This is a genomic window from Streptomyces sp. NPDC048417 (genome assembly GCF_040651615.1).
Lineage (GTDB): Bacteria > Actinomycetota > Actinomycetes > Streptomycetales > Streptomycetaceae > Streptomyces.
Genome location: NZ_JBEZKI010000074.1, coordinates 1 through 10974 on the forward strand (window position 1 = coordinate 1; position 10974 = coordinate 10974).

8 protein-coding genes and 1 pseudogene are annotated in these 10974 nt (G+C 73.0%); 3 read left to right on the plus strand and 6 right to left on the minus strand.

Annotated features, from left to right (window positions below):
- Positions 1-315: 315 nt before the first annotated feature.
- Positions 316-447, minus strand: a pseudogene (locus AB0D59_RS50820) (IS5/IS1182 family transposase); the annotation flags it as partial.
- Between the two features lie 555 nt (positions 448-1002).
- Here AB0D59_RS50820 and AB0D59_RS50825 point away from each other — a divergent pair.
- From AB0D59_RS50825 to AB0D59_RS50835, 3 genes are read left to right on the plus strand one after another with little or no spacing between them, the layout of a single operon-like run.
- Complete coding sequence (locus tag AB0D59_RS50825; protein ID WP_362579957.1) at positions 1003-1839, plus strand: CPBP family intramembrane glutamic endopeptidase; 837 nt, start codon at positions 1003-1005, stop codon at positions 1837-1839.
- 14 nt (positions 1840-1853) lie between these two features.
- Positions 1854-2999 carry a histidine kinase gene (locus tag AB0D59_RS50830; protein ID WP_362579967.1) on the plus strand — a complete coding sequence of 382 codons (1146 nt, stop codon included), beginning with the start codon at positions 1854-1856 and terminating at the stop codon, positions 2997-2999.
- Positions 3000-3022: 23 nt separating this feature from the next.
- Positions 3023-3697, plus strand: coding sequence for a response regulator transcription factor (locus AB0D59_RS50835; protein ID WP_362579959.1), 675 nt, complete (start codon positions 3023-3025; stop codon positions 3695-3697).
- A 14-nt stretch (positions 3698-3711) separates the two neighbouring features.
- Here the strand turns inward: AB0D59_RS50835 and AB0D59_RS50840 are convergent, their stop codons facing one another.
- From AB0D59_RS50840 to AB0D59_RS50860, 5 genes are all read right to left on the minus strand, one after another.
- On the minus strand, positions 3712-4890 hold the full coding sequence (locus AB0D59_RS50840) for an SUKH-4 family immunity protein (RefSeq protein WP_362579961.1): 1179 nt from the start codon (positions 4888-4890) through the stop codon (positions 3712-3714).
- A 172-nt stretch (positions 4891-5062) separates the two neighbouring features.
- Positions 5063-5593, minus strand: coding sequence for an AAA family ATPase (locus tag AB0D59_RS50845; RefSeq protein ID WP_362579969.1), 531 nt, complete (start codon positions 5591-5593; stop codon positions 5063-5065).
- A 2-nt stretch (positions 5594-5595) separates the two neighbouring features.
- Entirely contained in the window at positions 5596-7908 is a 2313-nt protein-coding gene (locus tag AB0D59_RS50850) for a molybdopterin cofactor-binding domain-containing protein (RefSeq protein WP_362579963.1), read from the minus strand.
- Entirely contained in the window at positions 7905-9674 is a 1770-nt protein-coding gene (locus AB0D59_RS50855; RefSeq protein ID WP_362579965.1) for a 2Fe-2S iron-sulfur cluster-binding protein, read from the minus strand. Before AB0D59_RS50855 ends, AB0D59_RS50850 begins: the two co-directional genes overlap by 4 nt.
- Entirely contained in the window at positions 9671-10564 is an 894-nt protein-coding gene (locus AB0D59_RS50860; RefSeq protein ID WP_351701304.1) for an FAD binding domain-containing protein, read from the minus strand. Before AB0D59_RS50860 ends, AB0D59_RS50855 begins: the two co-directional genes overlap by 4 nt.
- Positions 10565-10974: the final 410 nt, after the last annotated feature.

A 10974-nucleotide genomic window follows, 5' to 3' on the forward strand; every position in this document is an offset into this window, starting at 1 on the left:
GTCTTTTTTTGTTTTTTTGTTTATCTCGGCGCGCGTCTATCTGGGGGGGGCGCTGGGCGGGGGGGGGCCCGGGGGGGGGGGGCCCCCCCGGGGGCCCCCCCCCCCACGGAACTGTCGTGCACGGTCGGCGACCCGGGCCGCGGGTGCAGCCGGGTCGCCGTGCACGCCAGCGGGGCCAGTTGAGGAAAGAGCGCGGTGACGTCGAACAGCCGCGGCGGGGTGGTAAAGATGGCGTTCACGGCAGGGATGCTGCCAGCAGCGTCTGACAATGGGCGTACCGATCTACGTCAGCTGACACCGCACAGCTTCCCTATGTCAGCAGGCGGACCAGAGGAAGATGCCAGCGATGTGGAGTCCGGCCAGGTATGTGGTCGCGGTCTTCTCGTAGCGCGTGGCGATGCCGCGCCACTGCTTCAGGCGGTTGATGCACCGTTCGACGGTGTTGCGCGACAGCTCGCCAGCCTGCTCGGCCAGCGTCCGGCCGTTCTTGCGTTTCAACGGCGCGAGCAGCCCGCGCAGATACTCCCTATGACGAACAGGACCCCTAGACAAGTTCCATCGTCCCAGGTCAGAGGCATTCCTCGCTTATTTGATCAGCCATCGGACAGCCCACCACGTGAAAGCGCCAGGCTAAGCTCCGTCAGCCATGTCGTCCGCACGGGATTGAACCCCCTCTGAACGACCCCAGATCAGGCCCTGACCAGCCCGGACAAACCCGCAAAGCGAGTTACACCGGTTCAATTCCGGTCACGGCCTCCACCTGCCTGACCAGGCAAAAGGACAGGCGGCACCCTGCGAGGGGTGCCGCCCTGTTGGTCGTCCTTGGTGGCCGGGCTTCGTCCCTAGAGGCGCCGCCTTCCTGATTCGCCAGGGCCCTCTCCTGTCCCCCGTGCGAGCTACGTGCAGGTGTCCACCGTGTGGTGACGATTCCGCGGGCCGCGTTCCGTAGCGTTCGGGCCAGTTCCGCGGCGGTTGGGCTGCGGGTTCTGTGGAGGAGTCGTCATGAGGCTGGTCTGGCAGTTGTTGGCGGTGTCGGCGGTCGCCTTCGTCGGTGGGCAGGCGCTTGCCGCGGTGGAGGGGAACTGGCTTCTCACCCTGGTTCTCGGTGTGCTGACGGCCGTGGCCGCGGTGGTCGTCTACCGGTGGGTGGTGCGACGGACCGAGCACCGGCCGAGCACCGACGTGGGGCGGGACGGCGCCCGGGCGGCGTTCGGGCGTGGTGCGCTGATAGGCGTGGTGACGTTCGCGTGCGTGATCGCGAACATCGCCTTCCTCGGGGACTACACGGTCCACGGGACGGGGTCGGTGACGGGCGCGGTGGGGTTGGTCGGGTTCATGGCCGCCGCCGCCACGACCGAGGAACTGCTGTTCCGGGGCGTTCTGTTCCGGATCGTCGAAGAACGCACCGGGACCTGGATCGCGCTGACTTCGACCGGCCTGCTGTTCGGGATGATGCATCTGCTCAACAAGGACGCGACCCTGTGGGGCGCCCTCGCCATCGCGATCGAGGCCGGCGGCATGCTCGGCGCCGCGTACGCCGCCACCCGCACCCTCTGGCTGCCGATCGGCCTGCACTTCGGCTGGAACTTCGCCGAGTCGGCGATCTTCGGCACCGAGGTCTCCGGCAATGGCGCGCAGAAGGGGCTGCTGGACGCCTCCACCTCGGGGGCGCAGCTGATCACCGGCGGCGAGTTCGGGCCGGAGGCGAGCGTGTACTCGGTGCTGCTCGGGGTGCTGGTGACGCTCGCGTTCCTGCGCCTGGCCAGGCGGCGGGGGCACCTGGTGCCGCGCCGGCGCCGGGACATCCCGGCCGGCTCCGTCGCTACACTGCCCCGGTGATCGGTCCTCGGCAGATGTCCGGGTGGTGGCACCGGCTCGACGTCACGGTCCGGGATCTGCCGCTCGGGCTGCTGGTCCTGGCCGGTGCCTTCCTGCCGACGCTGCACGGCAACGGAACCCAGGTCGGCGACCTGCCCACCCGCCCCTTCGACGCGCTGGCCGGGCTGGCGCTCGGCCTGGAGTGCCTGCCGCTCGCCCTGCGCCGGCGGTGGCCGGCCGTCTCCCTCGCCCTGGTGTCGCTCGGCTTCGCCGTCGACCAGATCCGCGCCTACCACTCGGTCGCGGGGGTCGCGCTGCCCCTCGCCCTGCTGAGCACCGGCGCCCATCTGGACCGGCACCGGCGGGCCGCCGCGCTCCTGTTCTCCGCGGCCTACGTGCCGTTCGCGGTCGTGCTGCACCGGCTGGGGTCGGGGGGCGAGACGGCGAGCGAGTTCGTGACGTTCTATCTGGCGCTGGTGCTGGCGTGGGGTGCCGGGGCGTGGCTGCGGGCCACCCGGACCGCGGAGGCCGAACGCCGACGGCGGGTCGCCGAGGACACCCGCGCCGCCGAACGCACCCGGATCGCCCGCGAACTGCACGACGTGGTGACCCACCATGTGACGGCGATGGTGGTGCAGGCGGAGGCGGCCCGGTATCTGACCGACGCGCCGGACCGGCTCGACCAGACGCTGACCGCCGTCACCGACACCGGGCGGCGGGCCATCTCCGACCTGCGCCATCTGCTCGACCTGCTCAACCCCGACCACGGTGTCGGCACCGGCGTCAGGACGCCGCCCGCCGACCGGCTGCTCACCCTGGTGGAGCAGACGCGCCGGGCCGGGCAGCCGGTGGAGTTCACCGAGGAGGGCACCCCCACGCAGTCGGCGGGCAGCGCCGACCTGGTGGCCTACCGGGTGGTACAGGAGGCTCTGACGAACGCTCTCAAGTACGCCCATGGCAGCCGCACTTCGGTGCTGGTGCACCATGGTGAGAAGGAGATCACCGTGGAGGTCGGCACCGACGGGTCGGGGTCGGCCGCCGCGTCCCCCGGCGGGAGCGGGCGGGGCCTGGCCGGCCTCCGGGAACGCGTGGACGTGCTGGGCGGCGAGTTCAGCGCGGGGCGCGCGGCCGACGGCGGCTTCGTCGTACGGGCCCGGATACCCGCCGGGAACCCGTCGTGACCCCGGCCCGCGGGGAGGCCGTCGTGAGCGCCGCGGGCGGCGCGCCGATCCGGGTCCTGGTCTGTGACGACCAGGTGCTGATCCGCACCGGCCTTGCGACGATCATCGGCGCCCAGCCCGACTTGGAGGTGGCCGGGGAGTGCGGGGACGGGCAGGCCGCGGTCGACCTCGCCGGCCGGCTGCGCCCGGACGTCGTCGTCATGGACGTCCGTATGCCGGTGCTCGACGGCATCGAGGCCACCCGGCTGCTGGCCGGGGCCGGGGTGCCGCATCCCGTGAAGGTGCTCGTGGTGACGACGTTCAACCTGGACGAGTACGTCTACGAGGCCCTGCGCGCGGGCGCGAGCGGCTTTCTGCTCAAGGACGCGCCGCCGGACCGGCTGCTGCACGGCATCCGGACCGTGGCCACCGGCGCGGCCCTGCTGGATCCCGAGGTGACCCGCCGGCTGGTCGGCCGGTACGCCGCCCGGATCCGCCCCGCCGACGGCGGCACCCCTGACGACATCCCGCTGACCCCGCGCGAACTGGAGGTCCTGCGGCTGATCGCGGACGGCCTCTCCAACGGCGAGATCGCCGCGGCCCTCGTGATCAGCCCGGAGACCGTCAAGACCTTCGTCTCCCGCATCCTCACCAAGCTCGGCCTGCGCGACCGCGTCCAAGCGGTCGTCTACGCCTACCGCCGGGGCCTGGTGGTCTGACCCCGGCCGCGCGCTCAGAGCACTCCGCCCGCCTCGTCCTGGAACAGTTCCGTCCAGTAGTGCCAGTCGGCGTCCATCGTCGTGGGCGTGGGGTCGATCGTCGCCAGGGTGTGGAGCATGGTCGCGGCGAGTTGGTCGTAGGCCTCCGTGGTGAGTTCGTGGCCCAGGTGCTCGTCGATGGTGCGCTCGTGGTGGAGGAGCCACAGGGTGAAGGCGAGCGTGGAGATGTCCGTGTTGAGGGGGTAGAGGGTCGCCTCGGGCTGGGAGAAGTTGAGGATCGCGCCCGTGGTGCCGTCCACGACGAGGCTGTTGTCCTCGACCAGGTGGCCGAGGCGTATGAGGTGGTCGGCGTGGGGCGGCAGGGCGTCCAGGGGGAAGCCGCCCGGCTGTATGTCGGTGAAGTACTCCTTGAGGGTGGGCAGCGGGGCGTCCGGGTCGAGGTGGAAGAGCACCGCGTCCTCCGGCAGGCCCGTCTCGCGCAGGAAGCGGCGGGTCGGCTGGTGGGTGAGCGTCGGCGGGAAGTCGACCTCCTCGAAGCGGGCCACCCGGCCCTGCCCGAACTGCTGGTCCAGCAGCCTGGCCGGCAGGTCGACGGCGAGCCCGGAGTCCGTGCCGGGGCCCGCGACCAGGCTGAGCGGGCGGATCAGCGCCGTCGCCTTCCAGTACGGCGGGACCCGGCCGGCCGTGCCCTCCTCGAAGAGCTCCAGGAGCTTGCGGGAGGCCTCGGTCGCCGCCTTGGTGCCGTAGGTGCCGGCGAGGGAGGCGAAACGGCCGCGCAGGCCGGTCAGTTCCTCGGTGACCGCGGCGAAGCGCAGCAGCGTCTCCAGCGAGGGCGCCAGCGGACGCGGCTCGGTCGGGTCGACCAGGTAGGCCGTGGTGATCTCGCCGGTGCCGCCGTCGAGGAGGATCGACTCCGTGTCCAGGCCGGCCGGGGCCAGCAACTCGCCTATCACCAGGCGGTCCCGGAGTTCCTCCGCGAGCCGGGACGGGCCGGCCGTGATGTCCGCGACGTCGGCGAGCGTGCGCAGGCCGGTCGTGCGCAGCGGTTCGAACGTCAACAGGCCGCCGGTGTCGGGGAGTCCGGGGCCGGTGAGCCACATGCGGGTCGGTTCGTGCGTGATGTAACGGTCCAGTTCTGCCTCGGTCAGCGTGATCGCCGCCGCACCGCTGCCGGTCGTGCTGGTCGTGCTCATCGCTGCCCCCGCGATCAAAGAGTTCAGGAAACGCAAAGTGGGTCGGAGTGGTGTGCCGTGGGTCGTCCTGAGCAGGGCATGGCCTGCCGTCCGGGCTTCCCCTCCGAAACGGCCGTCCCCACTGCCCAGAACACTACGCCGCGCCACTGACAACGCCCCGTGGAAAAGGACGTCAGACGACCCTCGCCCGTTCCGACCCGGTGAGAATCGCCTCCACCGTCTGTTCCACGGTCAACGCCGAGGTGTCCAGCCACAGCCCCATCGCCTGGGTGCGCAGCCGTAGTTCCGCGTCCAGGTCGGCGATCGTCCACGCCGGTCCGTACCCGGTCTTCGGCCGCCCGGCCTCCCGCTCCGCCACCGCCTCGGGGCTGGGGGCGAGGACGACGACGTACAGCGGGCGGGTGCGGATCCGTTCGACGTACGAGGTCAGCTCGGGGCCCAGCAGTACGTCCTGGACGATCGCCGTGAAACCGGCCGCCGCATAGGCGTCCGCCGTCGCCGCCGACAGGCGGTAGCGGAGGTGGAGTTGGGCCGTCGCCTCCGGGGAGGCGCCGGGCGTGTACTCCTCCCGGCCGGAGACGATCATCCGGCGGAAGACGTCGCCACGCACGTGTGCCGCCCGTGGAAGCCGCTCGGCGAGGGCCTGGGCGACCGTCGACTTGCCCGACGCCATGATCCCCGCGATCACGACGACCCCGGACAGGCTCACTGGCCCGTGACCACCGCCGCCTGCGGGCGGATCGGGAGGCGGTTGACCGGGCGGCCCGTTGCCGCGCGGACGGCGGAGGCGATGGCCGCGGGGGAGGTCACGACCGGTACCGCGCTGACCGACTTGGCGCCGAAGGGGGCGACCACGTCCCGTTCCTCGACGAGCTTGACGATCCGGATGTCCGGTGCGTCGAGGGCGGTCGGCAGGGCGTATCCGGTGAGGTCGGGGTGGCGGATCAGCCCGCGCGGGGTGCGCAGATTCTCCGTGAGGGCGATGCCGACGCCCTGGGTGACACCGGCCTCGATACGCGCGTTGAGCTGCGCCGGGTTGAGGACCCGGCCCACGTCCTGGGCGACGGCCAGCTCCACGACGCGTACCGAGCCGAGTTCGATGTCTACGTCGACGACCGCGCGGATCGCGCAGAAGGCGAGGCCGACGAAGGCGTCGCCCTGGCCTTCCGCGTTCAGCGGCTCGGTCGGGTGCGGGCGGCACTGTGCGGTGGCCCACAGTTCCTTGCCGTCCAGTGCCTCGGTGACGGTGGTCGACAGGACGCCGTCGTACGACGTGATCTTGCCGTCGGTGATCTGGAGCAGCTCGGTGGACATGCCGAACTTGTGGGCGAGGGGCTGGAGGAGCTGCGTGCGGACCATCTTGGCCGCGCGTTCGACGGCTCCGCCGGAGACCCAGGTGTGGCGGCCGCGGCAGCCGGGGCCGGCCGGCGGCTGGTCGGTGTCGACGGGTGCCACGTGGACCTCGTCGATGCCGAGCGTGTCCTGGACGATCTGGCGGGCCAGCGTGGTGAAGCCCTGGCCGGTCTCCACGGCCGCGCAGAGCACGGTCGCGATCCCGTCGTGGACCTTGACGGTGGCCGTCGAGACCTCGTCGGCGCCCTCGGCGCCGAGCATGTGGACCATGCCGAGGCCGTAGCCGACGCCCCGGCGCACCGCGCCCGGCTCGCCCGCGCCCTCGGGGCCGCCGGGCAGCAGCCACTCGTCCTCGGGGGTGTCCTTGGGGAGCGCGGGCAGCGGGAAGTCCCGTACCGCCTGGAGCAGCTCGGCGACGGGCGCCGGGCAGGTCACCGTCTGGCCGATGGGCAGCACGTCGCCGGTGGCGAGGGCGTTGCGCAGGCGGATCTCGGCGGGGTCGATGCCGAGCTTCTTCGCCAGCTTGTCCATCTGCGCCTCGTAGGCGGCGCACACCTGCATGGCGCCCTCGCCGCGGACGTGGCCGGAGGGCGGGTTGTTGGTGCGCACGGCCCAGCCCTCGATGAAGGCGTTCGGGACGACGTACGGGCCGCAGGCGAAGGAGACCGCGGCGGCCAGGGACTCGGCGGAGGTGTCGGCGTAGGCACCCGCGTCGAGCAGGATCTGTGCCTCGACCTTGACCAGCTTGCCGTCGGCGTCGGCGTGGTGCCGGTAGCGGAGCAGGGTGGGGTGGCGGTGGGCGTGGCCGAGGAAGGACTCCTCGCGCGTGGCGGTGAGTTTGACCGGGCAGCCGGTCTTCAGGGCGAGCAGGCCGAGCGGCAGCTGGAAGCCCTGGTCCTCGCGGTCGGCGGTCGCGCCCGGCACACCGGTGACCACGATCTTCACCTGTTCGAGCGACAGGCCGAAGCAGGCGGCGGCCGTGTTGCGGTCGGTGTGCGGGTCGGTGGAGGCCAGGTACAGCTCGACCCCGCCGTCGGGGCGGGGTACGGCGAGTCCGGCCTCGGCGCCGATGGGGGCCGGGTCGGCGCGGCCGATGCGGTACTGGCCCTCGACGACGATCTCGCCGGCCGCGTCCGGGTCACCGTGGTGCAGCGGGATGTGCCGGATCAGGTTGCCGTCGGGGTGCAGCGGCTCGGCCTCGAAGGCCTGCTCGGGGTCGATGACCGGGTCGAGCACCTCGTACTCGACGATGACGGCGGCGGCGGCCATGCGGGCCGTGTCGGGGTGGTCGGCGGCGACGGCGGCGATGGGCTCGCCGTGGTGCCGTACGACCTCGGCGGCGAACACCGGGCGGTCCGGCGTGCCCCGGCCGTGGCGGGGGGTGCCGGGCACGTCCTCGTGGGTGACGACGGCCCGTACGCCGGGCATCTCGCGCGCGTGGCTGGTGTCGATCGACACGATGCGCGCGTGCGGGTGCGGGGAGCGCAGCACGGCCGCCCACAGCAGGCCCTCGGCCCACAGGTCGGCGGCGTACGGGAAGGTGCCCTCGGTCTTCGCGCGCGCGTCGGCGGGCGGCAGCGACACGCCGAGGCCGTGCGGCAGCGGCTCAGAGGCGGGGACGGCGCTCTCCGCGGCGGTGGTCGTGGTGACGGTCTCGTTGGTCACGCCTGGCCTCCGTCCGAGCCGTAGGGCTGGTCGCCGTAGCTCTGACTCTGGTCGCCGAACGTCTGGTCACCGCCGTACGTCTGGTCGTACGACTGCTCGCGCCGGGCGTCGTACGACGACTGCTCGCGCTGGGCGGGGGACGCGAAGGTGCCCGGGGAGTCGAACGCCGACGCGTTGACGCCGCCGGCTCCCGGTCCCGCCTGATGCGGAATACGGGCCGTGTCGCCGTCCGTCTCAGCGTCGGCGGCGGCGTGTGCCTCGCGTTCGGCGACGACCTCCTGGACGGCGTCCAGGACGCCCCGGTAGCCCGAGCAGCGGCAGAGGTTGCCGCACAGGGCCTGGCGGGTCTCCAACTCGGTGGGGGCCGGGTTGCCTTCCAGCAGGTCGTGGAGGGTCATGGCCATGCCCGGGACGCAGAAGCCGCACTGGACCGCTCCGCGCAGGGCGAGCGCGCGTTGGACGTCGGAGGGCCGGCCGTCCTGGGCGAGGCCCTCGACCGTGCGGACCTCGCTGCCGGCGGCGGTGACCGCGGGGACCAGGCAGGAGGCGACCAGGCGGCCGTCGACCTGGACGTTGCAGGCGCCGCATTCGCCCTGGGAGCAGCCGTCCTTGGCGCCGGCCAGGCCGAGGCGTTCGCGCAGGACGTAGAGGAGGGACTCGCCGATCCAGGCGTCGGTGACGGGGCGGTCGGTGGCGTTGACGCGGAGGACGTAGGAGGCGAGGGGGTGGTCGTCGACCGCCTCGGCTTCGCCTTCGGCGTGTTCCGTGCCGCCCGCGGCGCCCGTGTGGCCTTCGTCGTCGGGTGCGGGTGGCCTCGGTGGGAGCGCATCGCCGTCGGCGGCCTGCGGATCGGCGGTGGGGTGGTGCGGGTCGAAGCGCCGGGCGGGGTGCCGGACGGGCGCGCCGTGGGGTTCGTCGGCTTCGGCCGGGCGGGCCGGGGTCGCGGCCGCGTTGCCGCCGATCAGGGCCGCGTTGCCCGCGGGGGCCGGGCGGCCGATCGCGGCCTCGTCTCCGGCCGAGGTCTGTTCACCGGTGTCGGGCGACTCGCCGACCGCGCGGCGTGCGGCGGCGCCAAGTGACTCGCCGACCGCCCGGAGTTCGCCCGTATCGGCCTGTTCGCCCGGTTCGTTCGCTGCGACCGCGCCAGGCACAGGCGCCGCTCCGGCGGCCTCGAGCGGGGAACCCGGGGCCGGAGTGCCACCGTGGCCCGCCGGGGCGCCTGAGGGCCCTCCAGGGGCCTCCATGGGGTGTTCCCAGGCCTGGACCTCTGCCGCCCAGGGTGCGGGCGCACCGCCCGGCAGGGTGGCCGGCGGTGTGCCGCCCCACTGCTCCATGAGCGCGGAGGTGGTGAACTCGCCCGATTCGTCCGGAACATCACCGCTCGCGACCGGGATGGACCACTGCCCGGTCACATCGTGACCGGGCGCGGGCGGCGGCTCCTCGTACGTCCACTGCTGGGTGGCCGCCGGCTGGTACGTGAACCGGTCGTCGACGGGCCGTTCCTGGGGGACCGCGTTCGGGTCGGGCCACTGGGCGCCGTCGGCCGGCGTGCCCCAGGTCTCGGTGCCGGGCGCGACCGCTATCTGCGGCGGCACGTAGCCGTGCCCGGGCGCGGCCAGGGGGCTGTCACGGGACAGCAGGGCCTCGATGCCGCCCTCGGGGAGTTTCACGAAGGCGGTCGCGCCGTCGTCGTAGTCGCCCTGGGGCAGCGGGTCCCAGCGGCCGCCACCCGAGGGCGCGCCCTCTTCGTGCTGTTCGTCGGTCATGACAGCGCCCTCCCCAGTGCTCGTCGGGCCAGCGCGGCGACGGTGCGCCGCAGGTGCAGTACGGCAGGCGGAAGCGGGGGCACCGAGCCGTCCGGCTCGGGTGCCGGGTCGGGGATGCAGGCGGCCGCGACGTACTCGCCGAAGGCGTGCAGCGCCTCCGGGACGAGCGCGCGGTCGTTGTCCCAGTCGATCAGCCGGGCCACCCACTGCTCGGCCTCCAGCGGCCGCAGCGGCATCGGCGCTATGGCTCCGACGGCGCACCTGACCCCGCGCCGGGCGGGGTCGAGGACGAGCGCCACGGAGGCCACCGAGCGGCCGGGGCCGGTGCGGCCCGTGGCCTTCAGGAAGACCTGCGGGGCGTGCAGCAGCGGCACGCGCACGAAGCCGATCAGCTCGCCGCCGCGGAGCATCTCCACCCCGGCCAGCAGGTGCGACACCGGGATCTCCCGGCGGGATCCGCCCGGTCCCGCGATGATCAGCGTCGCCTCCAGGGCGGCGAGCACGGGCAGCGCGTCGCCGGTGGGCGCGGCCGTGGCGATGTTGCCGCCCAGGGTGCCCGCGTTGCGGATGTGCGGCGGACCGGCGGCCCGCGCGGCGGCGGCGAGCGCCGGGATCAGGGCCGCGAAGTCGGGGCGGCCCATGCGCGCGTGGGTGAGTCCGGCGCCGAGCAGCGCGTTGCCGTCCTGGTACTGCCAGCCGCGGATCTCGCTGATCCGGCCGAGGCCGACCAGGGCGGCGGGCCGCAGCTGCCCGGAGTTGACGGCGGCCATCAGGTCGGTACCGCCCGCCACGGGGACCGCGGCGGGCATGGCGGTGAGGGCCGCCACGGCTTCGTTCAGCGTCGTGGGCAGCGTGACGGCCTGCGCCGCCTGCGGTGCGTGCGTGGTCAAAACCGGCTGCCCCTTCCCGCTGCCCCCACCTGATCCCACCTGGTCCCACCTGGTCCCACCTGTGTGGCCGTACGGTACGTGCTCACAGGGCGGACGTGGCAACTCTGGCACATCTTCGCAAGCCTCGAACGCGCGGGTCCGCTAGGAGGCATTCGCCCACCTCACCGGCCACTTGATCCGTTTTCGTACGGCATCACCAGTGCATACCGATTGACACTCTTCGGTGATCCTTGGGGTCTTTTTCCATTTCGCGTTCGGGGCGAGGAGAGGGGCCGGGAGGAGTCGCGGGAGGGGCGGCCGGAGAGGGCCGGGCAGGGGCTAGTGCCGTGACAGGCAACGTTCGCCCCGTCGCGACGCCCGGCACGCACTCTCGCCGCACCAGCCGAAGACCCAAGTACGTCCAGTACGAG